The 25,529-nt window shown below is 60.6% G+C and carries 21 protein-coding genes; 12 read left to right on the top strand and 9 right to left on the bottom strand.

From position 1 onward, the window contains the following. Positions 1 to 44 precede the first annotated feature (44 nt). The 3 genes from M2367_RS07215 to M2367_RS07205 form a co-directional block, all read right to left on the bottom strand. On the bottom strand, positions 45 to 719 hold the full coding sequence (locus M2367_RS07215) for a DUF1499 domain-containing protein (protein WP_259236285.1): 675 nt from the start codon (positions 717 to 719) through the stop codon (positions 45 to 47). 137 nt (positions 720 to 856) lie between these two features. Next, positions 857 to 1,135, bottom strand: a complete 279-nt coding sequence (locus M2367_RS07210; protein WP_005907794.1) for a peptidylprolyl isomerase — start codon at positions 1,133 to 1,135, stop codon at positions 857 to 859. A gap of 74 nt (positions 1,136 to 1,209) precedes the next feature. Next, a complete protein-coding gene (locus M2367_RS07205) occupies positions 1,210 to 1,596 on the bottom strand; it encodes a hypothetical protein (protein WP_259236284.1) in 387 nt (128 codons plus the stop codon). Positions 1,597 to 2,123: 527 nt separating this feature from the next. On the opposite strand from M2367_RS07205, the gene M2367_RS07200 reads away from it, so the two are divergent. The 3 genes from M2367_RS07200 to M2367_RS07190 all read left to right on the top strand — a co-directional run bounded on the left by M2367_RS07200 (position 2,124) and on the right by M2367_RS07190 (position 8,438). Then, entirely contained in the window at positions 2,124 to 3,896 is a 1,773-nt protein-coding gene (locus M2367_RS07200) for an autotransporter assembly complex family protein (protein ID WP_404972862.1), read from the top strand. Beyond that, positions 3,893 to 7,657: a translocation/assembly module TamB domain-containing protein gene (locus M2367_RS07195; RefSeq protein ID WP_259236283.1), complete on the top strand. Its 3,765-nt coding sequence runs from the start codon at positions 3,893 to 3,895 to the stop codon at positions 7,655 to 7,657. The genes M2367_RS07200 and M2367_RS07195 overlap by 4 nt, the downstream gene beginning before the upstream one ends. Positions 7,658 to 7,925: 268 nt before the next feature. After that, the gene (locus M2367_RS07190) at positions 7,926 to 8,438 is read left to right on the top strand and encodes a VC2046/SO_2500 family protein (protein ID WP_259236282.1); all 513 of its coding nucleotides are present in this window, start codon (positions 7,926 to 7,928) and stop codon (positions 8,436 to 8,438) included. Positions 8,439 to 8,560: 122 nt separating this feature from the next. Here the strand turns inward: M2367_RS07190 and hpf are convergent, their stop codons facing one another. Continuing rightward, on the bottom strand, positions 8,561 to 8,911 hold the full coding sequence (gene hpf / locus M2367_RS07185) for a ribosome hibernation-promoting factor, HPF/YfiA family (protein WP_042039693.1): 351 nt from the start codon (positions 8,909 to 8,911) through the stop codon (positions 8,561 to 8,563). Between the two features lie 351 nt (positions 8,912 to 9,262). Between hpf and M2367_RS07180 the strand changes: the two genes are divergently transcribed. The 5 genes from M2367_RS07180 to yciA all read left to right on the top strand — a co-directional run bounded on the left by M2367_RS07180 (position 9,263) and on the right by yciA (position 16,672). Continuing rightward, positions 9,263 to 11,773 carry a bifunctional diguanylate cyclase/phosphodiesterase gene (locus tag M2367_RS07180; RefSeq protein ID WP_224432593.1) on the top strand — a complete coding sequence of 837 codons (2,511 nt, stop codon included), beginning with the start codon at positions 9,263 to 9,265 and terminating at the stop codon, positions 11,771 to 11,773. 74 nt (positions 11,774 to 11,847) lie between these two features. Then, complete coding sequence (locus M2367_RS07175) at positions 11,848 to 13,743, top strand: transglycosylase SLT domain-containing protein (protein ID WP_259236281.1); 1,896 nt, start codon at positions 11,848 to 11,850, stop codon at positions 13,741 to 13,743. A 170-nt stretch (positions 13,744 to 13,913) separates the two neighbouring features. Beyond that, positions 13,914 to 14,921 (top strand): LacI family DNA-binding transcriptional regulator, encoded by a 1,008-nt coding sequence (locus M2367_RS07170; RefSeq protein ID WP_042039688.1) that lies wholly within the window; start codon positions 13,914 to 13,916, stop codon positions 14,919 to 14,921. 306 nt (positions 14,922 to 15,227) lie between these two features. Beyond that, positions 15,228 to 16,079, top strand: a complete 852-nt coding sequence (locus M2367_RS07165) for an NAD-dependent epimerase/dehydratase family protein (RefSeq protein ID WP_084218091.1) — start codon at positions 15,228 to 15,230, stop codon at positions 16,077 to 16,079. 179 nt (positions 16,080 to 16,258) lie between these two features. Continuing rightward, the gene (gene yciA, locus M2367_RS07160; protein WP_042039684.1) at positions 16,259 to 16,672 is read left to right on the top strand and encodes an acyl-CoA thioester hydrolase YciA; all 414 of its coding nucleotides are present in this window, start codon (positions 16,259 to 16,261) and stop codon (positions 16,670 to 16,672) included. Positions 16,673 to 16,679: 7 nt separating this feature from the next. Here the strand turns inward: yciA and M2367_RS20395 are convergent, their stop codons facing one another. After that, complete coding sequence (locus tag M2367_RS20395) at positions 16,680 to 16,904, bottom strand: hypothetical protein (RefSeq protein WP_005893866.1); 225 nt, start codon at positions 16,902 to 16,904, stop codon at positions 16,680 to 16,682. A 108-nt stretch (positions 16,905 to 17,012) separates the two neighbouring features. On the opposite strand from M2367_RS20395, the gene M2367_RS07155 reads away from it, so the two are divergent. Then, a complete protein-coding gene (locus tag M2367_RS07155) occupies positions 17,013 to 17,858 on the top strand; it encodes an endonuclease/exonuclease/phosphatase family protein (protein WP_042039681.1) in 846 nt (281 codons plus the stop codon). A 203-nt stretch (positions 17,859 to 18,061) separates the two neighbouring features. On the opposite strand, the gene M2367_RS07150 is transcribed toward M2367_RS07155, so the two are convergent. Further along, a complete protein-coding gene (locus tag M2367_RS07150; protein ID WP_259236280.1) occupies positions 18,062 to 19,621 on the bottom strand; it encodes a LysM peptidoglycan-binding domain-containing protein in 1,560 nt (519 codons plus the stop codon). A 71-nt stretch (positions 19,622 to 19,692) separates the two neighbouring features. Further along, a complete protein-coding gene (gloB, locus tag M2367_RS07145) occupies positions 19,693 to 20,457 on the bottom strand; it encodes a hydroxyacylglutathione hydrolase (RefSeq protein ID WP_259236279.1) in 765 nt (254 codons plus the stop codon). A gap of 89 nt (positions 20,458 to 20,546) precedes the next feature. Between gloB and M2367_RS07140 the strand changes: the two genes are divergently transcribed. Further along, positions 20,547 to 21,269, top strand: coding sequence for a class I SAM-dependent methyltransferase (locus tag M2367_RS07140; protein WP_042039676.1), 723 nt, complete (start codon positions 20,547 to 20,549; stop codon positions 21,267 to 21,269). Between the two features lie 25 nt (positions 21,270 to 21,294). On the opposite strand, the gene rnhA is transcribed toward M2367_RS07140, so the two are convergent. Continuing rightward, entirely contained in the window at positions 21,295 to 21,759 is a 465-nt protein-coding gene (gene rnhA / locus M2367_RS07135; protein WP_259236278.1) for a ribonuclease HI, read from the bottom strand. 52 nt (positions 21,760 to 21,811) lie between these two features. Between rnhA and dnaQ the strand changes: the two genes are divergently transcribed. Together dnaQ and M2367_RS07125 are read left to right on the top strand one after the other, a co-directional pair. Then, positions 21,812 to 22,543 (top strand): DNA polymerase III subunit epsilon, encoded by a 732-nt coding sequence (gene dnaQ, locus M2367_RS07130; protein ID WP_042039674.1) that lies wholly within the window; start codon positions 21,812 to 21,814, stop codon positions 22,541 to 22,543. Further along, positions 22,540 to 23,850 (top strand): TIGR03503 family protein, encoded by a 1,311-nt coding sequence (locus M2367_RS07125; RefSeq protein WP_259236277.1) that lies wholly within the window; start codon positions 22,540 to 22,542, stop codon positions 23,848 to 23,850. The genes dnaQ and M2367_RS07125 overlap by 4 nt, the downstream gene beginning before the upstream one ends. A 111-nt stretch (positions 23,851 to 23,961) precedes the next feature. Here the strand turns inward: M2367_RS07125 and M2367_RS07120 are convergent, their stop codons facing one another. Then, a complete protein-coding gene (locus M2367_RS07120) occupies positions 23,962 to 25,479 on the bottom strand; it encodes an HD domain-containing phosphohydrolase (protein ID WP_259236276.1) in 1,518 nt (505 codons plus the stop codon). Between the last annotated feature and the right edge of the window lie 50 nt (positions 25,480 to 25,529).

Genomic DNA, 25,529 nt, shown 5'->3' with positions numbered 1-25,529 from the left:
ATTCCTCTACTGCTCTGTGCTTGCTCGATGGGGCCGAATGCTGGTCAGGGCTCAGATGTCGTGCCCTGGGCCTTGGCCAGACGCCCGTGCAGGCGGGTCAGAAAATCCTGGATGCGGGCACGATTTGCGCCCAGATCGGAGCGCCCCTGGCGGGATGCCGAGCGCATATCGATGCGCAGCTCCTTGGGCCCCTCGAACAGACGCAGGGCCACATCGTCACGAAAACCGAACCAGGGGCTGACTACCACGGCCTCCAGGCCCTGCCCACTGACACTGTGCTGCCAGCCTAGCTCCGTCATCAGGTCGCGGGCCTCGGCCAGCACCTGGGGGCGGTTGGCCCTGGTATAGAGAGGAGCGGGGTTATCCGGGAAAAATTTCAACGGCGCGGGATTAATGGGTAAATCTGCCGCGCTACGGGCTTGGCTAGCCCAACGCAATGTTGGGGGATCCAGGGGGTCAGTGCTGACGTCATTGATCGGGTGGGCTTGCAACGCCTTGACCAAAAACCAGACCGGTAGCACTAGCGGCAGGGCACCGAGCAGTGCCACGGCGCGGCGCGGATGCCAGGGCAGGCGCAGCAACAGCCAGAGGGAGCAGAGGGCACCGACCAGGCAGATGGCAAAGCCGGTCCACCAGGGCCAGATCGCAACACGGCTGCCCAAGGCGCCGCACAGGGGCAACAACCAGGCGAGCAGAGGCAGAACAGGCATGGGCAGCATGGCAGCACCTTTGGGGAAATGGCCAAAGGATAAACCTAATGGACTGATAAGGTTAATTTATTTAAGCGGAGTGGCTCAAAAGAGCGGGGCGGGGGAGCTTGGCATGGGCCGCGCTGAATGGGCGGCCCATCGGGCTATCAGTTGCGATACAGCACCTTGATCAGGTGAAAGCCGAACTTGGTGCGAATGGGGCCCAGTACCTTGAGCAGTTCACCTTTGAATACGGCATCGTCGAAGGCCTTGACCATGTCACCCTTGCTGAACTCACCGAGATCGCCACTGCGTTTGCCGGAGGGGCAGGTGGAGAAGCGTTTTGCCATCTGGCCAAAATCGGCGCCCTTGTCGATTTTACTCTTTATCTCGAGACACTCTTTCTCCGTCTTGACCAGGATGTGTTGGGCGCAGGCCTTGTTCATGGGTTCTCCTCTTCGCGTGCATGGGCTGACGGATCCGGCCCTCGTCATGAGACAGGCCGGATCGGGGGGCAAGATTAGCGCAATTGTTGCCCCTCGTCAGCCCGGATAGCAGGCTTGTGGTGGCGAGCCTGCCAGAGCAGCTCCAGACCGAGCAAGCCATAGAGACCCCAGAGTGCGATGGGCTCCAGCCATTCACCGCCGAGATTGAGGCTGGCAAGGGCGCAGGCCAGCAGCAGCGCCGCCATGAGAGGGAGGCGCCAGTGAGGGGCCAAGGGGGCCAGCAGGGCCGAGCCGAGCAAGATGGCGAGGCCAAAGGGCAGATTCAAGGCGGTGAAGGCGAGCGCCTGCTGACCGCTCATGCCGCACAACAGCGCCAGCAGGGCGCTGCTGCAGGCGAGAAAGGTGATGAATTCGAGCCGCTCGGCAATGTGGTCGGCCAGTTGTTCGCTGCGTGTTGCCATGGGAGTGCTCCTCTGAATGATGAACCCAGTGTGGATCAGGGGGGGCGCACAGGGGAGCGAGATAAATCGATTAAGGCGAGCGAAGGAGTAGGGTATTGCACTTAACATCATGATAATCAATGAATAAGTGGCGTTGTCCGTGACATTTCCCGAGGCTGGGTTCTGATGGGGTGGGCCACGGGCTTGCTTGCTCAGCGGGAGAGAGGGAGAGGATCCCGACTTCTCTGCCGACAATATTTGTCGCGCCATCCGCCGTGCTCATCCCGTGCAAGCCATTCGGGGTGCGACTGCATTGACCACTATTTAGCCTGATGGGGCGCCAATTCCACCCCCTTGGATTAACTTATAGCCAACTGGTTAAATTTTATGACAAATCCAGGTTGCTGATGGGTCTGAAACCGCCATGGGACTATGGTAGGATGCCAGTCATTGAATGCAAGCCGCTTCGCCCTGGGCGGGAGCCGCCACCCTTACCACGATGTGACCTGCATCGTTCGCTTGAGCATGAGACTTGGGGAAGTTGACGTTTGACAGGATGCTATCTGCCCATACCTGCGGGTAAATCGCAGCCGCGCCGCCGGGTGCGTGCCTGGCTCTGGCTGACATTCTGCCTCAGTTGCCTGGCGTCTCCCGTCATGGCCGCCAAGCTGACCTATGAGGTCAAGGGTATCAAGGGCGCCAACAAAGAGAACGTCGAGGCCTATCTCAATGCCTTGCCCGTCTTCCAGGAGCGGCAATACCGCCCTGCCCGCGCCAAGATCATTGAGGGCACCGAGCAGGCCCTGCAGGTGTTCGGCTATTACCAGCCCAAGGTCAAATTGAGCCGGGACAAGAAAAAGCCCTCCAGGGTGATCGTCGACGTCAAGGCGGGAGATCCGGTGCTGATTTCCCGGCTGGATGTGCTGCTCGAGGGGGATGCGGGCAGCGACGAGATCTATAGCGAACTGCTCGACAAGCTGCCCCTCAAGGAGGGGGAACCGCTCAATCACGGCAAGTACGAATCCATCAAGGCCGATCTTGGCAGCCTGGGGCTGGCGCGGGGTTACTTCAATGCCCGCATCAGCAAGAGCCAGGTGAAGGTATACCCGGAGAAGGGCACCGCCGAGATCTACATAGTGTTTCGTTCAGGTACTCGCTATCACTTTGGCGAGGTGCGCTATACCGCGACCCCGGAGGCGCTGCGCCTCATCAAGCCGCTGGTCAGCATCAAACGCGGCGATCCCTATCTCGCCATCAAGATGGCGGAGACCTCCCAGGACATCTCTTCGACCAAGCTATTCAAGCAGGTCGATCTCAAACCCCTCATCAGCGAGGCCCAGGGAGATCAGGTGCCTATCCAGGTCACCCTGGCACCGCGCACCCAGCACGAGATAGAAACGGGTATCGGCTATGCGACCGACGTGGGCCCCCGGGTGAGTGCCACCTGGGAGAAACCCTGGATAAACCGTTATGGTCACCGCCTCAATGCCACCGCCAATGTGTCGGCGCCTCAGGCTGATCTCAGTTTCGACTACCAGATCCCCATCATTGGCAAGAATCCGCTGCAGGATTACTACTCGCTGCAGGCCGGTTATCGCTACACCAACAACAATGACACCCGCTCCGACTTGACCACAGTCGGTGTCCATCGCTGGAAACGGCGACCGGATGCCTGGGACAGGGACGTCTTCGTGCGGCTGGAAAACGAACGTTATGAGCAGGGCTCGGACGCGGGTAACAGCCTGCTGCTGATCCCCGGCGTCGCCTGGTCCAGGCTGCGGCTGCGTGGCGGCCTGGTGCCGGATTGGGGCGACAGACAGCAATTGACCCTGGAGTTTTCCGACCCTACCTGGGGCTCGGATATTCGCTTCATGCGCGCCTGGGGCCGCACCAAATGGCTGCGCACCTTAGGGGACAACAACCGTTTTCTGCTGCGAGCTGAGCAGGGGGCCATCATCGGTGATGACTTCTCTCTGGTGCCGCCCTCCCTGCGCTTCTTTACCGGTGGCGATCAGACGGTACGGGGCTATGGCTATGAGGACATAGGGCCAAGGGATGCGGATGGTCAACTCCTGGGTGGCCGCTATACCACGGCGCTCAGCGCCGAATACAACTACAGATTCAGCGAGAAGTGGCTGGGGGCCCTGTTTGTGGATGGCGGCACCGCCACCGATGACTATCAGGAGCCCTGGAAGATAGGCACCGGGGTCGGGGTGCGCTGGGTCACGCCAATCGGTCAGGTCAGGCTGGATCTGGCGGTTGGCATCTCGGAGGAGGATAAACCCCTGCGCCTGCACTTCGCCCTGGGGCCTGAATTATGATCTGGCTAAAACGCATTTTCCTCTGGCTGATGGGCCTTGTCTTCCTGCTGCTGATTGGCATCAGCCTGCTCTGTTTTACTCACCAGGGTAATAAATGGCTCTGGGAGCAGGCCAAGTCGGCCCTGCCCGCCCTCAAGGGGGAGCTGGTGGCCGGTCAGCTTGGCTATGGCTGGACCCTGGAAGGGGTCGGCTGGCAGGATGAGCTGGTGGATGCCAGGGTCGAGCGCGCCGTGCTCGACTGGGATCTGGGCAAGTTGCTGCAAGGCCAGCTCTGGATCCGATCCCTGAGCCTGACCCATCCGGTGGTCAAGGTGGCCGAGTCGGCGCCGAGCGAAGCGACCCCCAGCGAACCCTTCGTCTGGCGCCCTCTGCCGATCCGCATCCAGATTGATGCCCTCAAGCTCAGCGATCTGGACGTCGATGTTCCCGGTCTGGCGCTGGTGCTCAAGTCTCTCGACATCGGCGCCAAGCTGGACAGGCATGGCCTGACGGTCCGTGGCCCCGTGCTCGATGGATTGACGGTCAAGCTGGCGGAGGCCGCGCCCGCTGCGGCGGCTGAGCCCAAAGAGAGCAAAGGGTCCAAACATGAGCCCGTCGCCAAGGTTGCGAAATCGACGACCCTGGTGGCGAGTTCTGAGCAGGGCGCCATCGCCATCGAACTGCCCAAGATAGAGCTGCCTTTCCCGCTGCGCCTCGAGGGGGTCATGTTGACCCGACTCAGCTACCAGCAAGGGGATCTCAAGGAGGGCATCGACAAGCTGCTGCTCTCGGTCCGGGGGGAGGGGGATCGCATCGATATCGATCAGCTGTTCCTGCGCCACGCCATGGCCGACCTGGATCTCAAGGGTCACATCAGTCTGCTGGATGATTATCCCCTCGACCTGACCCTGACCGCCAAGGCGCGCAAGGCCCTGCTCGATAATCAGCTCAAGGGCGAACAGGCGACCCTGACCCTGGGGGGCTCGGTCGGCAAGCTGGCCCTGGCTCTGGATGCCAAGGGACCGGTGGCGGCCAACCTCAAGGGGTCACTGGCAGCCCTGGATCCCGATCTGCCCTTCGATCTGAAACTGAGCTGGCCCGGTCTCAACTGGCCGCTGCACAAGCCGGCAGAAGATGAGCCCAGTTATCAGTTGAAGAAAGGGAGCCTGACCGCCAAGGGGGCACTGTCGGGCTACCAGTTCGCCTTGAATACCTCGGGGCAGGGCACGGATGTGCCCCCCTTCAAGCTGGCCCTCAAGGGCAAGGGCGATCTGGGTCAGCTCAGCAACATCGACCTGCTGCTCAATGCCCTGCAAGGAGAGCTGAAGCTCGATGGCAAGCTGGCCTGGCAAAAGGGCGTGCAGTGGCAGGGGGTCACCAGCTTCAAGGGGATAGATCCCGCCGAGCTGGTGCCCGAGATCAAGGGCACCCTGGCTGGCCGGGTCGAGAGTGAGTTTCAGCTAAGCGACACCGGTCATTGGCAGCTCAAGGTGCCGGCCCTCAAGGTCGACGGCAAGCTCAACAAATATCCCCTCGCCATCACCGGCCAGCTCAGCGGTGATGATGCCATGAATTGGCAGATCCCCGCCTTCGCGCTGCAAACCGGCCCCAACAAGTTGCAGGCCAAGGGCAAGCTCACCGAAAAGCTGTGGCAGCTCGATGCCCAGTTGGTCGCCCCGGATCTCTCCGGGCTCTATCCCGGTTTGCGTGGCGACTTGAGCGGTACCCTGGCGCTGGGCGGCAACCAGCAGGCGCCGCGGGTCAATGCGGCCCTGAGCTCGACCCGTCTCTTCTACGCCGGTACTGACCTCAAGGGCATAGTGCTCAAGGGCAATGGTGTGATCGGGGAGGTGCCCGCCGGCAAGCTGGCCTTGACGGTGGCCAATCTGACCCAGGGCAGCACAGTCCTCAAACAGATCAAGCTGGATGCCGATGGCGATCTTGGCCGTCACCAGTTGTCTCTGGACATGAAAGGAGATCCCCTGGCCGCCAATCTGCGTCTCAATGGCGGCGTGCAGCAGAGTCACTGGCGCGGGGCGTTGACGGAGCTCAGCATCAAGACCCCGATGAAGCGCTGGAAACTCAAGGCGCCCTGGAATCTGGACGTCGATCTCGACAAGCAGCGGTTGGCGATGAGCGATCTCTGCCTCGGCTCCCAGCAGTCGAGCCTGTGTGTCAAAGGAAGCCAGATCTCGGCGGCCCAGGGGGAGCTGGCCTTTGCCCTGAACGAGTTCGACCTGAAACGGTTGCGACCCTGGCTGCCGGATAATTTCCAGTGGCAGGCGGTGCTGTCGGCCGATGGTCGCGCCAGCTGGAAGGGGGGTCAGCCCAGGGTGCATGCCACCTTGCGCACCACCCCGGGCACCTTCATCGCCGATGAGCTCAAGACCAGCTACCAGCAACTCGCCATCGGTTTCGATCTCGAACCTCAACAGGCGAATTTGCGCCTCGATTTCGTCTCGGGTGACATTGGCAGCATAGACACTGACCTCATCATCAAGGATCCGAGCGGACGTGGTCTTCTGTCCGGTCAGCTCAAGTTCACCGGCCTGAAACTCAGTCCGTTTGCCCCCCTGATCCCAGAGGTGCGCTCCCTGCAAGGGGTGATCAGTGCCGACACTCGCTTCGATGGCACCCTGAAGGCACCGCTGCTGTTTGGCCAGCTCAATCTGGTCGAGGGCGAGGTGCAGACCCACACCGACATGGTGACTCTCAAGCAGCTCAAGACCCGCCTCAAGATTGAGGGCAACCGGGCCGAGCTCGATGGCAGCATGCTGGTCGGCAAGGGCCCCCTCGCTCTGGGGGGCTGGCTGAGCTGGGCCAAGACGCCCATCGAAGGCAGCCTGACCATACAGGGCAAGGATCTGGAGGCGCAATATCCGGGCATGGGCCGGGTGCGGGTCTCGCCGGATCTCGCTATTTCCCTTGGGGGCAAGACCGAAATAACCGGCAAGATAGTGATCCCCTGGGCGCGGATCCTGGTCAAGAACTTGCCGGAGAGTGCGGTGGCGCGCTCCGACGATGTCACCATTATCTATGACGAGCTGGCACCGCCGGTGGAGCAGACCGCACTGCCCCTGGAGATGAAGGTGGCCGTGGTGCTGGGGGATGACATCCGTCTCGAGGCCATGGGGCTCAAGACCAAGGTAAGCGGCGGGATCAACCTCAATCAGGAGCCGGAGAAGCCCCTGTCCGGCACCGGTCAGCTGGAGCTGAAAGATGGTCGCTTCAAGGCCTATGGCCAGAACCTGATCATCAAGGAGGGACGCATCATCTTCTCCGGTCCCCTGGACAAACCCTATCTCAACATCGAGACCTATCGGGATCCAGATACCATAGAGGACAACGTGACGGTCGGGGTCAGGGTGACGGGACCGGCGGCCAAGCCGAAGATAGCCGTCTATTCGGAACCGCAGATGGCGCAGTCCGAACAGCTCTCCTACCTGTTGCGCGGCAAGGGCCTGCAGACAGGGGGTGAGGATGGCGGCTTCAATGGCCTCTTGGTGGCGGGGGCGGTCGGTCAGGTCGGCGGCGTGGTGTCCGATATTGGCGAGTCCCTTGGCATGAGCGATGTCTCCCTGGATACCGAGGGTAGCGGGGATGATACCCAGGTCACGCTCTCTGCCTATCTGCTGCCCGGTCTGCAGTTCCAGTACGGGGTAGGGGTATTTAGCCCCATCGCCGAGTTCAAGCTGCGCTACGAAGTGCTGCCGCGACTCTATCTGCAGGCCATGAGCGGGGTGGCCCAGGCGGTGGATATCTTCTACCGCTTTACCCTCTGACGCAGTGGCAATGAACAAGAGGGGAGCTCAGGCTCCCCTCTTGCTGTTCAGGGCGCCCCATCTGGCATCGAATGGCGCCAGGCAGGCTCTGCTGAGGGGTGTGTAGCAGGGGCGACATCGCCGAGAGCCGGGTGTTTTGCTGCGATTGACACCCAGAATCCTCGCCGATGGCCTGGCGCGCTAGCGCCGCCGCGGAACATGAGCACGACTCCTAAACCTTGACCCGGCGCGGCCGATAACAGGGTACCTTTCATATCGCAGAGTCATCATGCTACCCAACACCCTCCGCGAACGTCTGCTGGTCGATGAGAGCCAGCTCGGCCAGCGTCTCAATCAGGATCTGCTGCGCGGCGATCGCGCCGATTTTCGCCTGCACCTGGCCCTGCTCACCGAGGCGGTGGAGGAGCAACCCTGGTTCGATGAAGCGATATCCGCCCCTGAGGCGAAGATTGACTGGCGCGCGCGGTTTGGACTGGCTCCTGCGACCCCCTTGCAGGCCGATGAGACAGCGGACAGTGCCCATCTGACCGAACGGTTGCAGCAGGGGGGCAGCATGGTGGATGCCAGGCTCTGGCTGGCGCTCAATCCTCCCCCTCTGGTGGGGCGACAGCCGGTGCTGGACGAAGGGGTGTTTGACAACCTGAGCGCCCTGGGCCGGGCACGGGTAGAGGCTCGCTGGCAGTTGGCCAACAAGGGGCGCGAGAGTGCTCCCCTGGTTATGTTGCCGCTGCTGGACAGCTTGGCTCAAGGGGTGGATGCGAGCCTGCACTGGCGCAGTTGAGGGATTGGGGGTGGCTGGCAGGGTACGCAACATCGTCGGATCCGCAGGCAGCCTTGGTAGATATGACCATAGAAAAAGGCGGCTAGGCCGCCTTTTTCTCTCCAACTGATGATTTTGTCACATTAAGCATCGACTTCCGCGTCGGCTTCTTCCGGCTGGGCTTGCTCCTTGAGAGGAGACTGGCCACGGCGCGCCAGGGGTTTCTCGGTATAACGGTTGAGCTGACGCTCCAGCTTCTGTCCCAGGTCGTTGATGGCAGCGTAGAGATCCTCGTGTTCTGCCTGGGCAAAGAGTTTGCCGTTGGGAATACCGGCGGTGGCTTCAATGTTGAACATCAGTCGTTCCTTGGAGACGATCACATGGGGTGTGATAAGCGGCACCTGAAGACGCTCGAGCTTGTTGAAGCGAGATTCAATACGCTCGCGAATTGCCGGGGTGATCTCGATGATTTTACTGGTGATTTCAATTTTCATATTGGCCCCCTTCGGGTCGTCTTGCTTGTGTCTTCACCTTCAGAATACCCATGGAGGAGGGAGATAATGTGATCCAGATCACATTATCTGTTCTTTGTTATTCATCAAATTGTAAATTGTGATCTTTTCGGCTTCTGGACCAAAAAGCACTTGAGCTGCATGAAATGGGCAGGCAGTATGGGGAAATTGGATCCTATCTGTCCCTTCCTGGCAGCACAGTCTGTCGACTTTTAATCAGGTTTCACCCGCACTGCCCCCACCCATTTTTTCTTTCCCCACTATATTCGGGAAGGCGAGGGCGATCTCGGTATCCTGCGCATTCTGGGGCAGAGACAATAGTTGGAGTCGTACATGAAGCAGCAGGCCACTCAGATGATGTGGTTTTATGATCCGGCCCAGAGCCAATGGCGAGTCTCGGATCATGCCTCTAACCAGCTTTGGCAAGGGGAGGGGTCTCACCCCTGGAGCGATGACCTGGATCCTGCCGACGAGGTCGGCTTTGCCCAATTCCTTTCCCGCCTGCAGCAAGGGGACAAGCCTGGCCAGTTTATTGGCCACCTGCAGGGGGAGGATGGTCAGCTCCATCATTACCTCTGGTGCGGCCAGTATCTCCCCGATCAGGCGCTCTGTTGTGGCTGGATCAGTCCGATAGAGGTCAACGATCGCTCCTTGCTGTCAGCCCAGGCCAGCCACGAGCGTGCTGTGTTGCGGGTGCAAGATCCCTTGCTGGCCCAATTGGCTCAGGCGCTCTCCGCCAAGACGGGGCTGGAGTTCTTCAGCACCCTGGTCGATGAACTGGCGCTTATCCTCAATGCCGATGCTGTCTGGTTGGCCGAGCGAGGGGATGCGGCGTCGCTGCGGGTCCTGGCCAGCCATGGCGTCGAACTGGATCACTACCGGCTGGAGGGCATGCCCTGTCAGACCCTGTATGAAGGAGGCCAGGCCCGGACTCTGATGCTGGAGGCCCCAGTACAGGGTCAAACTTGGCTTGCCCCGGGCCAGACCTATCATGGGCATCCTCTGCGCGATCGCCATGGTCAGGTGCTTGGCCACCTGGCACTGCTTTTTTCCGGCTCGGTGGCGCTGCCTGACTTGGCCAGTGCACTCACCATCTTCTCGGTGCGGATGGTGGCCGAGCTGGAACGGTTGCAGAGTGAGGCTCAGTTACGGCTCTCTGCCGTGGCATTCGAGACCCATGAAGGCATCATCATCACGGATCCCGATTACAAGGTGCTGCGGGTGAACCATGCCTTCAGCCAGATCACCGGCTTTGACAGCCAGGCGGTGCTTGGCAAGCGGCTGAGCTGCGATCTCTGGCCCAGTGAAGGGGGCCTGGGGTATGAGCTCGACCATCTGAGCCGCTGGCAGGGGGAGACGATGCGCCGCCACGCCCGTGGTCATGGTTACCCCCAGTGGGAAATCGTGACCCCGGTGCAGGATGACAAGGGGCGGATCAGTCACTTTGTCATCTGCTTCGAAGATATTTCGGAGCGCAAGGCTGCCGAACGCCGCATTCAGGATCTCGCCTATTACGACGAGCTGACCGGTCTGCCAAACCGGCGCCAGCTCCATGAAACCCTGGAACAGACTTTCGTGGCGGCGAGCCGGGATCATCTGGTCGGTGCCCTGCTGTTTATCGATCTCGATCACTTCAAGACCATCAATGACTCCCTCGGCCATGCCACCGGTGACTGGCTGCTCAAGGAGGTGGCCACTCGCCTCAAGCGCTTGGTGCGCCAGGGGGATTGTCTGGCTCGTCTGGGCGGCGACGAGTTCGTGCTGCTGTTGCCCTCTCTCTCCAGCAGCCCGCCCCAGGCGGAGATGCAGGCCGATCTCATTGCCGAGCGATTGATTGGCGAGATAGCGGCGCCCTATCGTCAGGGGGCACAGGTGCTGCACATTGGTGCCAGCGTGGGGATCACCCTGTTTCCGGGACGTGATCAGGGGGTGGACGATCTGCTCAAGCAGGCGGACACCGCCATGTATCAGGCCAAATCCGCGGGCCGCAAGACCCGTCGCTTCTTCGATGCCGCCATGCAGCATCAGGCGGACAGGCGGCTGCTCATTCACAACGAATTGCGCAGTGCCCTGAGCGGGGGCGAGCTGATGTTGCATTATCAGCCCCAGCACCTGGTGGAAGGCGGAGATCTTATCGGGGTCGAGGCACTGATCCGCTGGCAGCCGCCGGGGCGCGCGCTGGTCTCCCCCGCCGAATTTATTCCCATCGCCGAGGAGACGGATCTCATCGTCGACATTGGCAACTGGGTGCTGCATGAGGCGTGCAGCCAGTATGTGAGCTGGGAGGAGAACGGGATCCATATTCCCCAACTGTCGGTCAATGTCAGCGCCAAGCAGTTTCATGCCCAGGATTTTGTCGAATGTATCCATGACGTACTGGCGCAGACCGGCATGGATCCAGCCTGCCTGAACCTGGAGATCACCGAGTCTGTGGTCCTGGGCCATGCGGAGGACACCATCAGCAAGATGACCGAGCTCAAGCAGCTCGGTATCAGCTTTGCCATCGATGACTTTGGCGCCGGTTACTCCTCCCTGAGCTACCTCAAGCGCTTGCCTGCCGACGAGCTGAAGATAGACAGATCCTTTATCCAGGATATTCCCCGGGATGGCGACAACATGGCCATCGTCGAGGCGGTGATCGCCATGGCGCGCCACATGGGGTTCAACGTGACGGCAGAAGGGGTGGAGTCGCGCCAGCAGCTGGAATTTCTGCGGGCCCAGGGCTGCCATTTCTATCAGGGATACCTGGCTTCCAAGCCGCTGCCCGTGCCTTATCTGGAACGCTACGTCAAACGGATGGGGGGCAAGTTGGAGGCGAGAAATTCCGTCGCAGCAAAGCTGTAGCCCGGGCCGTTTACGGGTAGAATGGGGAGACAGAACAGGGCGCCATTGGGCGCCCGATTTTAGGGAGAAGTCGAGTGAAAGCCGTCTGGGGAATCATCTTATCCGCCCTCCTGGTGCCGGGGGCCATGGCGCAGACCATGGATCAGTTGCGCTATCGGCAGGCCTATGATGCGGTGCGCGCCAACGACATGGCTCGCTTCCAGACGCTCAGAAGCCAGCTCAACCATTACCCGCTGCTGCCTTATCTGGACTATTACCGGCTCGCGTTTCGTCCGGGGGGCGCCGAATATGGCGAGGTCACCCGCTTCATCAAGGAGCATGCCGATACCCCTCAGTCCAATCGTCTGGAACGCAGCTATCTCATTCATCTGGCTCAAAGCAACCAGTGGTCCCAGTTCCTGCGGCTCTATCCCGACGTCCCCAACTCCACCGAGCTGCGCTGCATGCACTATGAGGCGCGCTACCATACCGGCCATCGCGAGGAGGGGCTGCGCGAGGCGGGCAAGCTCTGGCTGAGCGGCGAGTCGCGCCCGGATGCCTGCGACTCTCTGTTTAGCCTCTGGCAAGGTGCCGGGTTACGTACCCAGGAGGCTGTCTGGTCGCGGATGATGCTCGCCTTCGAAGGGGGCAACAGCAACCTGGTGAATCATTTGACCAATCAGCTTGGCGCCGGGCTCAAGGGCAGTGGCACCCTGATGGCCAGCTTGCTGAGTCAGCCGGCCAAGGTGATGAATCCCGTCTATTTCAGTCAGGAGCGGCACTCGCGCCAGCTGCTGCTGCAAGGGTTGGTGCGTTATGCCAACAGCGAGCCGGATCGGGTGCTGGGGGCATTGGCCAGCTATCGCAGTCGTTTCGCGTTCAGCGCCCAGGAGCTCAAACCGGTTGAATACGCCATTGCCCGGCGTTACCTGTTGGATAGATCCCCGGCTCAGCGAGCCTGGGTCGATGGCCAGGTGCGGGCGCAACCCGAGTTGGTGGAGCTGCGGGCACGGCTTGCGATTTGGGAGGAGGATTGGCGCGGGCTCGAAGGCTGGATCAAACAGCTGCCACAGGCGCGGCAGAAAGAGGATCGTTGGCGCTATTGGCAGGCTCGCGCCCTGGAAGTGCAGGGTCAGCAGAAGCCAGCCAAGGCGCTCTATATTGAGACCGCCGGCCTGCGGGGCTTCTATGGTTTTATGGCCGCTCAGCGCAGCGGGGTGCCCTATCGCCTCAAGAATGAGCCGCAGGTCAGGGCCCCGGACTGGCGCAGTGCCGCCGGACGCTGGCCCTTCCTGGCCCGGGTCAAGGAGCTGCTCGCCATGAACGAAATCGCCGCGGCTCGCTCGGAGTGGATCCACAACATGGATCGCAACTCGGTGGCCCAGCGCATCGAATTTGGCCATGTTGCCCTCAATCAGGGTTGGCATGAGCTGGCAATCCTCGCCAGCATTCGCGCCGAGGCCTGGGATGCCCTGGACTTGCGCTTCCCGCTGCCGCTGCAACGCACCTTCTCCCAGATGGCCCGCGAGCGGGTCATGGATACCAGCCTGCTCTATGCCATCTCCCGTCAGGAGAGTGCCCTCTATCCGCTGGCGCAGTCCCCGGTGGGCGCGCGGGGGCTGATGCAGCTGATGCCGGCCACCGCCAAGGAGACCGCCAGCAAGCTGGGGGTCCCTTACCGGGATCCTCAACAGCTGTTTGATCCCATGATGAACATTCGCCTCGGCAGTGCCTACCTCAAGCGATTGCTGGATGTGTATGACGGCAATCGCATTCTGGCCGCCGCCGCTTACAACGCGGGACCGGGCCGGGTGAAACGCTGGCGTGATGCCCACACCGACAAACCGATGGATGTCTGGGTCGAGAGCATCCCCTACCAGGAGACCCGCAACTATGTGCAGAATGTGCTGTCGTTCGACCTCATCTATCGGCACAGGCTCAAGCAACCCCTGCGTTTCATGTCCGAACGAGAACTGCGCCACCAATACTGAGGCGGTGCGGCGTGGCCCCGGCTCCCTCTCCAGGGTGGATGGGGGTATCATGGGGCAAGATTTTGTTACAAAAAGAAACCTGTCAGGTGATCGGGCGCCGCGTTCAGGATTGAACGAGTCGCTATAATGGCGAGCCAAGCGCGGCGAACCCCTAATGAAAGGAATTGAGAGTGGCAACGATTAAAGACGTTTCCCGCATGGCCAATGTCTCCATCTCGACGGTGTCCCGTGTCATCAACAGCACGGCCCAGGTCGCCCCGGAGAAGAAGGTGGCGGTGCTGGCGGCCATGAAGGAGCTGAATTTTCGTCCCAACAGCTTTGCCCAGGCGCTGGTCAGTAAACGTTCCAACTGCGTCGGCGTACTGGTGGGGGATCTGTGTGGTGGCCCCTTCTTTGCCCAGATGATGCGCGGCATCGAAACCGTGGTCGATCGCGCCGACAAGTTCACCATTGTGATGTCAGGCAACCATGATGAGGTGCGTGAGCGCCATGCCATACAGGCCCTGCTGCAACGCCAGTGTGACGCCCTGATCCTGCACAGCAAGGCGCTGCCGGACGACGAGTTGAGCGAGCTGGCGGCAGGCTCTACCCCTGTGGTCTTCATCAACCGTCAGGTGCCGGGGGCGGAGGATCGCTGTGTCTGGCTGGATAATCAGGCGGGTATCACCACGGCTTGTCAGCATCTGCTCGATGCGGGGCATCGCCAGATAGCCTTTGTCACCTCGGATGACGAGGAGTTCGTCGACGGTCAGCAGCGTATGGCCGGTTATACCCACGCCTTGCAACGGGCCGGAATAGCCGTCAATCCCGCTCTGATAGGCCGCGCCTTTGCCGACGAGAACGGCGGTTATGTGGCCATGACGGCACTGCTGGCGCGCGGCGTGCCGTTCAGCGCCGTGCTGGGCTTCAATGATGCCATGGTGGCGGGTGCCATCTCCTGCCTGCTGGAGCGGGGTTACAAGATCCCGCAACAGGTCTCAGTGGTGGGGTTCGACGATATTCCCTACGCCCGTTACATCTATCCCAAGCTCACCACGGTGCGCTACCCCATCGAAGCCATGGGTGGGCGGGCCGCCGAGTTGGCGCTGCGCCTGCTGGATCATAAACCGGCGGAGGGGCTGACCCTCAAGTTCGAGGCTGAACTGGTCGCACGGGAGTCCGTTACCGAGATGGCATGAGAAAATGGCCCCAAGCGGGCCATTTTTAAGCCGGAAACTGAAAGCGTTTTCAGAAATCCCTTTCAACTGTGATCTGCTTCATAGCTTTTTGGCCGGGAGAACACTAGCATGAGCCCCACGAATTAGGAGCTCAGGCTCCCGATTTTCCCGCTGTGGGAGATGACTGGTCATCCAGCTATTTCCTTCGTTACTTTCGACGGTCATCATGGATGGCCGTTTTTTTTTTTGGTTTTTTGCCCGGCAGGGTCGCCGAGCCTGGCCGTCCCCTCCACAGTCATCACGGTTTTATCAACAGCAGAGGTGAGCATGCAAGACGCCGTCTTACGACAAGCACCACAAGAGCGCGCAGCAGACGCGGTTGCCAGCGTAGGGATAGTGGGGGCCGGCTGGCTGGGGCTTCCCCTGGCTCACGCGCTGAGCGATGAGGGATGGGCGGTGACGGTGACGGTGACCCGTCAGGAGAAGGTCAGAGTGCTGCGGGCCGAGGGCCTCAATGCCTGCCAGTTGCATCTCTCGGCGCAGATGGGCTCTGTCTGGCCCCTGGTCGTCGACAACCTGGTCGTCTGTGTGCCGCCAGGCAAGACGGATGACTACCCTGGCGCCATTACACAGTTGTGCACCATGGCCCGGGCCGCTGGGGTGCGCAATCTCCTGTTCGTCAGTGCCACCTCGGTGTGGGGCCCCGGGCAGGGCGAAGAGGAGCAGGCCGCGCCTCACACCGAGCGGGGGTTGCGCATGCTGGCGGCTGAGCGCGCCGTGCTGGCTGCCGGTTTCGATCGCGCCATAGTGGTGCGCCCGGCTGGCCTCTATGGCCCAGGCCGTCATCCCGGACGATTCTTGGCGGGCAAGAGTGTCAGCGGCGGTGCTCAGGCGGTCAATCTGGTCCATCAGCAGGATCTGGTTGCCGCGTGCTGCCTGCTGCTCGAACAAGGCGAGTCAGGTGCCTGCTACACCCTGAGCGCCCCCGGTCACCCCAGTCGCCAGGAGTTTTACCGCGCCGCCGCCGTGCGTATTGGCCTGGTGGCCCCTGATTTCATTGAACCGGCTGGCGATTTTTCACCTGTGACAGGAGCGCGGATCTGCCGCGAGCTCGGTTTTGAGTATCGGGTAGCGGATCCTCTGGCCTGGTTGGCGAGCGAGGCGGGCGCGCGACTGTGAGGCGGCGTGCAAGGTGGCAGACTGGATGGTGACTGAGCAGGCATGAGCCCGGGCCATTGGCATGGCGGCGAGGGGAGGCGCCAGGCGGCCGGGCGCTGGCACACCCTGGCCCGGCATAGCATTTGCCAAGGGAGGAGCCTGTCCCTATCATGCCGCCATCCCAATCATAGAGAGTAGTAATGATGGTCGACACGAATACAGCTACCCCGGCCCGTGAGCCCGAAGGGGATCTGCTGCTGCGCACCCTGGCGATGCCGGCAGACACCAATCCCAATGGAGACATCTTCGGTGGCTGGATCATGTCCCAGATGGATATAGGGGGCGGTATCATGGCCAAGGAGCTGGCAAAGGGGCGGATCTGTACCGTCTCGGTAGAAGGCATGACCTTCCACAGCCCGGTCAAAGTGGGGGATGTGGTCTGCTGTTATGGCACTTGCCTGCAGGTGGGACGGAGCTCGATGCGCCTGAAATTGGAAGTCTGGGTCAAGCCGGTGCTGCGGGCGAACGATGCCCAGCGCTACTGCGTGACCGAGGGGGTCTTCACCTACGTGGCCATAGACGATCAGGGTAAACCGCGTTCGGTACCCCTGTAAGCGGGATTCAGATAAGCCGGGCGTTGATGATGGATATTTCCTGCTCAAACCCGGTTTTTTGCCGTATCATGCTCTCCAGCATCTCCTCAGACCCCACGCACTGGTTCGTATCGAACACACAGAGATCGCATTGGGGGTCGCGCCTGATCTGGTATCGGGTGGATAACTCAACCTGATGGCAATTGCCCTGCTGATCGTAAAAGGTCACACGGTATTGTTGCTGTCTGGGCATGGGGATCCTCCACAGTGGCTTGACGTTGGGCGCGAATGTTCAGCCTAGTCGGCTTGGATGATATTTTGTTGAACGAGCACGCAAAGATAGCCAGGTGGTTGTTAGCCAATGAAAAATAGTTATCGCATTCTGGGTACCTCCCTGCTGACCCTGGGGCTGGTCGGCTGCTTCGAGGTGCCGTCCAGAGATCATCTGGTCACGGCACAAGGCATAGTGCCCAACCTCAGTTGTCATCAACCGCCCCTGGTGGCCCTGGCTGCCGAGGCATTGCCGCGGGAGTTCGGCATCACCGTCTGGAATCTGTACAAGGGACAGCGCAAGAACTGGCGCGAGGGCATGACTGCGTTTGCCCAGGATCAGGATCTGCTGCTGCTGCAGGAGTCGGCGACCAAGCCCGACATGCTGGCCTGGCTGCAGGCGGGTCGTTTCCAGTGGCAACAGCTGCAAGCTTTCACCCAAGGTGGCGTCTCCTTCGGCGTCATGACAGTGGCCAAGACGCACCAGGCGTTCGTCTGCGGCGTTCGCTCCCCCGAGCCACTGCTGCGCATCCCCAAATCGGGTCTGGTGAGCCTGTACCCTTTACAGGGCGATCCTGACGGTGTGTTGGTGGTGAACCTCCATGCGGTCAACTTCGAACTTGGCATGGCCACCTTCCGCGAGCAGCTCAACGATTTGACCGCCCTGATCCACCGTCACCAGGGGCCGGTGATCCTGGGAGGGGATTTCAACACCTGGAGTGAAAAGCGGGAGTATTGGCTTGATAAACTGGTGGAGGAGCTGGGACTGCAGGAAGCGATCCCTTCGCCGGATCTGCGTCGCCGTGCCTTTGGCCGCCCGCTGGATCATCTCTACTACCGGAGTCTGGATCTGGTCGAGGTGAAGAGCCCGGCGACAGATGCCTCCGATCACAATCCGATCATGGCCCGTTTCGCGGCCCAGGCCGTGACGCCTTAAGCCTCATCCTCAGGCTTGGCACGATCAGAAACCACCTGCGGGTGGTTTTTTACTGCCTGATCAATCAGGCAGCGGGTTGCCTGACTGGGTTGCAGAAGGCGAGGTGGCGCGCCAGAGGACGGCAATGGGTGTCGAAGCCGTCAGCCAGCCAACGGCAGATATAAAAAAACCACCCGAAGGTGGTTTTTTTTGGCTATGGGCTGTCAGCTGTTGTTGTCGACAAACAGGGTCAGCTCCTGGCCTGGCTTGAGATAACCACTCTTGTCGAGCTGGTTCCAACGCATCACGTCCACGACGGCGACCTGGAAGCGGGCGGCAATGGCGGAGAGCGAATCACCGCGACGCACCTGATAGACCATGGATTTATCACCGCCCTTGGCACCCTTGGGCCAGATCACCAACCGCATACCGGGTTTGAGCGCGGACTTGGCGTTGAGGCCATTCCATTTCGCCAGGTCGTTATGGGTCACCCCATGGGCACGGCTGATGTTCCAGAGGGTATCGCCGGAGCGCACCTTGTACTGCAGCTTGTTGCCAGCGGTGTTGGCGGCGAGCCGGGTTGGCTTGCTGGCCGCGGCCTTGTGCACCGTGGCGGTGGCCACGGGTTTGCCGTCGGTCGGAATATAGAGGGTCTGTCCACGACGCAGGCTATTGCCGCGCAGGTTATTGGCCATCTTGAGCTGATTGACGCTCACCCCGTTTTGCATGGCGATCCGGGACAGCGTGTCACCGGAGGTGACCTGATAGGAGCGCGTAGGTACCCGCTCACGCTGCGGCAAGTCTGCCAGGGCCAGCTCCAGGCTGTCGGCATACTCCACCGGCACCAGCAGGCGGTAGGAGCCCCTGGGAGAGGTGGTCCAGCGGGTCAGGGCCGGGTTGACCTCTTTCAGATCCGCCGGACGAACTCCTGCGAGCTGAGCTGCCACGTGCAAATCGATCTGACCTTCGGTTTTGACCACCCGCAGCTTGGGCTCGTTGGCGAGCATGGGCAGAGTGATGTTGTACTTGTCGGGATTGCTGATCACATCCGCCATGGCCAGGACCTTGGGCACATACATGCGGGTCTCGCGCGGCAGATCCAAGGACCAGAAGTCGGTGGGGCGACCCCGTTTCTGGTTGCGCAATATGGCGTTGCGCACCCGGCCTTCTCCGGCGTTATAGGCGGCGATGGTTTGCAGCCAGTCACCGTCGAAGAAGCGATTCAGGTATTCAAAGTAGTCAAGGGCGGCATTGGTCGAGGCGATCACATCGCGGCGCCCGTCATACCAGTTGTCATGACGCAGGCCGAAATTACGGCCTGTCTGGGGCACGAACTGCCACAGGCCGACGGCATTGCTGCTCGAGCGGGCATGGGGATCAAACATGCTCTCTATCATGGGGATGGTCACCAGCTCCATTGGCAGCCCGCGCCGTTCGATCTCCTCAACGATAAGGTAGAGGTAGGGTTCAGCACGACTGGCAATGGTGGCCATGTGATTGTCACTGCGCAGGATAGCCGCACGTTGTTGACCAATGCGCTGGTTATCCTGGAAATCCAACTGCATGTCATCGCTGATACGGGCCCAAAGGTTATCCGTATCTTGCACCTCGTCTAGCTGATCGTCGCTAAAGAAGGATCCTGATGCATGTTTCTTATGCAGTTTTTTGCTGACTTGTGGGGACTTGATCGGCTCATTTGCCGTTAGCGCCCGGTCATCCTGATGATTCAGGTTTTGGCATCCGCTGAGTAACAGCGTCGCCAATAAGGCCGTTCGTAACTTCATCTCACGCAGGTCATCTTGGTAGAAAATCAGCGCGCATCATAAGCGGCAAACCTGGCCTGATCAAGGTTTGTTCAAAAAGTGTCCTTCCAGCGTCTGAGCACGGCAAAGGTATCTACTGGATTTTCCAAGTATTTCATCCCCTGTTTCTCAGCAGAAAATTTTACGCTCGGCTCATTACAGCGCAGAAAAACGTTGAATTCCCGCTCGTCACCCAAGCGGGTGGGCAGACTCGGGAGGCCCTGCTGGCGCAGCTTGCTGATCTGACCGATGCGCTTTTGCAGTGCCAGATTGTCGGGCTCGACGGCGAGGCAAAAACGCAGATTGGAGAGGGTATATTCATGGGCACAATAGACCTGAGTGTCATCTGGCAGCGCGGCCAGCCGCATCAGTGAATCATGCATCTGATCCGGGGTGCCTTCGAACATGCGGCCGCACCCGGCAGAAAAGAGGGCATCGCCGCAAAACAGCATGCCGTTGCCATGGTAGGCGATGTGGCCAAGGGTATGACCGGGGACATGCATGACGGTGAGACTGAGGTCGTGCCAGCCAATCGTGTCCCCCTCATCGAGCCACTGGCCGTGCTGATCGGGAAGCGGGTTCAGCTTGGGGCCATACAGCCGGGCCTTGGGGTAGCGTTTGAGCAGCGCATCGACCCCGCCAACATGGTCGTGGTGATGGTGGGTGAGCAGTATGGCATCGAGCTCAAGGCCGAGACTGTCGAGCCGGTCCTGGACCGGAGCCGCGTCGCCCGGATCGACAACCAGGCAATGATTCTCGTGTCTGATCAACCAGATATAGTTGTCATTAAAAGCGGGTATCGTGATGACTGGATACATGGCGTTGGCCTCTTTATGTTCTCTTAATGAAGGGGATCTTATATAACTGGATGGCGTGTTAACCCATGTTCCCGAGGTTGAATCCTATTATGCAGCTGGCCCGCACCGAACAACAGCTCGAGATCCCGACCAGCTGGGCCGAGATCCCGCTGGGGGATTGGGTCGCCGCAGAGATCCAGGAGCGGCTCGACAGCTGGTGCCCGCAACTCTTTGGTTATCACCTGCTCAAAGTTGGCAGCCTGAGTGCCGAGCTATCCTGTGGCCATTCCAGCATTCGTCATCAGATTGGCATGGCCGGGCAGGGGCGCTTGCTCGATTGCCGAGGGGATCCCCTGGCATTGCCAGTCAGGGGAGGCAGCGTGGATGCCTGTCTGCTGGCCCACGTGCTCGATTTCAGCGTGGATCCCCATCAGGTGCTGCGTGAGGCCGAACGGGTACTGACCGATGATGGTTGGCTCATCTTGAGCGGCTACAACCCTCTGAGCCTGGCCGGCCTTGGCCATCTGCTGCCTGGGTTGAGTCGCCGACTGCCCTGGTCGGCGCGCATGTTCAGTCCGGCCAGAGTCACCGACTGGTTGCAGTTGTTGGGATTCGAGGTGATGTTCGATGACAGATTCGGCTACGCCATGATGGGGCCGCGCAGTCGTATCGGCTGGTGGCGCGAGAGCCTGGGCCGTGACTATCTGCGCCCCTTCGCCTCTGTCTATGTGATAGCGGCGCGCAAACGGCGCTATCCGTTGATCCCGGTGCGTCGCCCCTGGCAATTGGCCAAGCAGGTGACAGCGCCGGGCATGGCACGTCAGGGCTGGTAGCTGGTCGCGTCAATCACCGGGGATATCAGGGCTGGTAGCCGACATCGTCGGCCAGCTCTTTGCCACTGGCGGCATCCCGGGCCAGCTCATCACAGCGTTCATTCTCGGGGTGCCCCGAGTGACCCTTGACCCAGAGCCATTCGATCTGATGGCGGGCGGCTTCTGTATCGAGTTGCTTCCACAAGTCGACATTCTTGACCGGTTGGCGGCCAGCGGTCATCCAGCCTTTCTTCTTCCAGCCGATGATCCACTGGGTGATGCCCTGGCGCACGTACTGGCTGTCGGTGGTGAGTCGTACCTGGCAGGGTTCGCTCAAGGTGCGCAGGCCGACGATGGCGGCCATCAGTTCCATGCGGTTGTTGGTGGTCAGGCGATAGCCCCCCGCCAACTCCTTGCGATGCTGACCGAAGACCATGACTGCGCCGTAGCCGCCCGGGCCCGGATTGCCGAGGCAGGAACCATCCGTATATAAATCAATCTGTTTTAACATGAGCCTTGGGGTAAACTAGCGAGTAAAACCGAAGTTTGACATAGATTGGAACATGAACACAGCCCAAGCCAACCGCCAAATTATTCTGGATACTGAAACCACAGGCATGAACTTTAGTGGGGGTCCGCACTATCTGGGCCACCGCATCATAGAGATCGGCTGCGTGGAGGTGATCAATCGTCGCCTGACCGGTAACCACTATCATGTCTACCTCAAGCCGGATCGGCTGGTGGATCCCGAGGCTATCCGGGTACACGGCATCACGGATGCATTCCTGGTCGACAAGCCCCCCTTCAGCAAGGTAGCGAATGAGTTCATTGACTTCATTCGCGGCGCTGAGCTGATCGCCCACAATGCCCCCTTTGACGTGGGCTTCATGGATTATGAGTTCAGCAAGCTGGGTCTCTCCCTCAAGACCACCGATATCTGTACCGTCACCGATACCCTGGCGATGGCGCGGGATCTCTTTCCGGGCAAACGCAACAACCTGGATACCCTGTGCGATCGTTACGGCATAGACAACTCTCACCGTACCTTGCATGGCGCCTTGCTCGATGCGGAGATACTGGCAGACGTCTATCTGTTGATGACAGGTGGCCAGACCAAACTCAATCTGGCCGCCGAGGGGGGGGATGATGCCAACAAGGACACCGGCATACGCCGTCTGGATGCCACCAGATCGCCACTCAAGGTGATCCGCGCCAGTGCTGAGGCGCAGGCCGACCATGAAAGCCGGCTGGATCTGGTCCAGAAGAAGGGAGGTAGTTGCCTGTGGCGTCAATGAAATCTGGGGTCGTGCAAGGCAGTGGCCGGCGCCGTAGTCAGCAGAGGCAATCATGGCTCTGGCTGCTGGGCAGTTTGCTGCTTGGCACACTGCCCGGCATGGCACAGGCCAATGAGGTGTTCGGTCCCTCCGATGTGCCGCTGCTCGACAACAGATTTCGCATCGATTACGGGATAAAGGAGGTCTCCTTTATCATCAAGCGCCAGCCGGGCAGCCCCTCGGTGATCCTGGTGCGCCCCGATGGCAGCAAGCTGTATGCAGGCCGGGTGCAGGCTCCCGAGGTGGGTTGGCTGGCCCTGGGGGATCAGGATGTGATCACCATACGTCATCCGATGGCGGGCCCCTGGCAGGCGATAGGGGCCATCGATCCCAGCAACCGAGTTCGGCTGCTCAGCGATGTGACCCTGGATATGCAGCCCTTGCCCCAGCGTCTCTATCAGGGGGAGTACCTCAAGCTGGGGGCTCGCCTGCTCATCGATGGCAACACCCCGGATCGCAGCTACTATCTGACCGACTTGGGGATGACCGCCCGCCTGCAAGCCTTCAGCACCCCGGAACAGCAGGGGGAGCCGGTGTTTGAGAAGGCGATCGGCCATTATCTGGACGATGGCAAGGGGCTCGATGAGGTGCCAGTCGATGGCATCCTGACCGCCGAGGTGCTGCTCGATGCTCCGGCTGGCAAGTATCGGGCCCTGATCAGCACCGGCAATCAGGTGTTCGTGCGGGCCCGTGGGCAGGAGGTGCTGCTCTACCCGCTACCGGTGAATTATCAGCTGCGCAGCAGCGGGGATCAGCAAGGGCCCGAGCTGGTACTGCAGATAGATGGGGATGAGCTGGACCCGGCCACGGTCGCCATCAAGGGGGAGACCACCAGCAATACCGGTGCCCACACCGGCTTCAGTGCCCAGGGCAGCACGGGGGATCTCAAGGTGGATCTCGCCAAGTTGACCCAGGTGGGCAAGTATCGCGTCAGCGCCGAGCTGTTTGCTACCAGCCGCAGTGGCCGGGAGCTGCGTATCGCCCTGCCTGACAAGTCGTTTGACATCTATCCGGCGCTGGCGCCCGTGGCGCGGGCTCCGCTCGCCAGTGAGGCGGTGCCCGCACCCGCGCCTGGGTTTGAGGAGGAGCAGGGCACGCCCTGGTGGCTATGGCTGACGATCGGTCTGGGTGTGCTGGCGCTGCTGGGGGCAGGGGTGGGCTTCATGCTGTGGCAGAAACGGCGCGCCTTCCAGCGGGCCATGGCGGCCCAGCAGGCGGCCGAGGCCGAGCCGGGCCCGGTACTGGATCTCAATCTGCCCGGGCAGTGAGGCCCTGAGGCAAAAAACCGAACGAGCCACGTAGCACGAGGCCGCCGTCCCCAGGGACGGCGGCCTCGTTGTTTAGACCCTCTGCTCAGCCACGCTAAGCTGAGTCGCCGCTTAGCTCTCGCCGATAAATTTATCGCGATAGGCGGCGCGAATGGCGAGAAAGTCATCGAGATTGCTCATCATCAGATCGACCAGCTGGGGATCGAAATGCTGACCCCGCTCCTCATTGATGAGATCGATCACCTGCTCCAGTGGCCAGGCCTGCTTGTAGCAGCGATCCGACCCCAGGGCATCGAATACATCCGCCAGGGCAACGATGCGCCCGACCAGGGGGATGGCTTCCCCCGCCAGCCCTTGGGGATAACCGCTGCCATTCCACTTCTCGTGGTGGTTAGCTGCTATGGTGGCGCCAATCTGGAACAGAGCCAGCTTGCTGCCGCACAGCATGTCATGCCCGAGCTGGGCATGGGTCTTCATGATCTCCCACTCCTCCGGGGTGAGCTTGCCCGGCTTGTGCAAGATGGCATCCGGGATGCCGACTTTACCGATGTCATGGAGGGGGGAGGCGCGCTTGATAAGCTCGCTCTGCTGCTCATCCATGCCGAGCAGTTGGCAGAACAGCTCGGTATAGAGAGCCACCCGCTTGACGTGCAGACCGGACTCTTTGGAGCGTGATTCAACCAGCTCGCCGATGCGGTAGATGATTTCGCGCTCGTTGTCGGCAATCAGCTCGTTGAGCCGGATATTCTCCAGCGCCACTATGATGTTTTCGGTGAACAGGCTGAGCAGGCTGGTGTCCATCTGACTCAGGGGGCGATGGGTTTCGATGTGAAACAGCAGGTGATGGCTGCGGTTCTGGCAGTAGAGCACCATCTCGTGGCCGTGGTAGACGTTGGCCGAACGAGCCATGGCCTCGCGAAAGATGGTGGGCGCATCGTGCAAGCGCATGGGCTCTTTGTCGGACAGGAGCGGTACCAGCATCTGATCTTTCAGCTCATAGGTCGCTTGTCTGACGTTGTAGATCTGCGACTCTTCCAGGCTGAGCAGGGTACAGAGTTGGGTCTGGGCACCTTCGACGAATTGGCGCAGAGCCAATTTGTCGAAGATGCCCTTGGAAGCCTGGATGACCTTCTCCAGCCCATGGCGATGATTCTCCAGGGCACAGATATCACGATAGGAACGCAAACTGGCGCGCAGCAGGGTACGCAACTTCTGGGAGGTGAGTTCCGTCTTGTCCTTGTAGTCGTTGATGTCGTAGTTGTTGACCACGTCATCTTCCGGAGCCTGGCCGGGTTGACCGGTGCGAAGCACGATGCGTACCAGCTTGTTGTGGCACTCCTCGCGGGTGAAACGTACCACCTCCAGACCGGCATCGTCGGTCTCCATCACCACATCCAGCAGCAAGAGCGCCACGTCGGGATGTGCGAGGAGCAGCACCTTGGCCTCGGTGGCCGAATAGGCATCGAGAAAGGCCAGGGGTCTGCCATCGAATTCAAATTTGTTCAGGGTGAGTTTGGTGATGCGATGAACTTCCGGTTCATCATCCACTATCATCACCTTCCAGCCTTCCTGCTGCTTATCCTGAGGAGGCACGACCTCGTCATCGATAATCAGGATATTATCATCCATATCGGGATCCTGTGTTTCACCTTCGCCTACCTTAACTGCTTCGCCGAGGT

The organism is Aeromonas sp. BIGb0445, assembly GCF_024809075.1.
GTDB classification, from domain to species: Bacteria; Pseudomonadota; Gammaproteobacteria; order Enterobacterales; family Aeromonadaceae; genus Aeromonas; species Aeromonas rivuli.
Note: the sequence above shows the minus strand (reverse complement) of the source record. Positions and strands in the feature narration are given on the sequence as shown.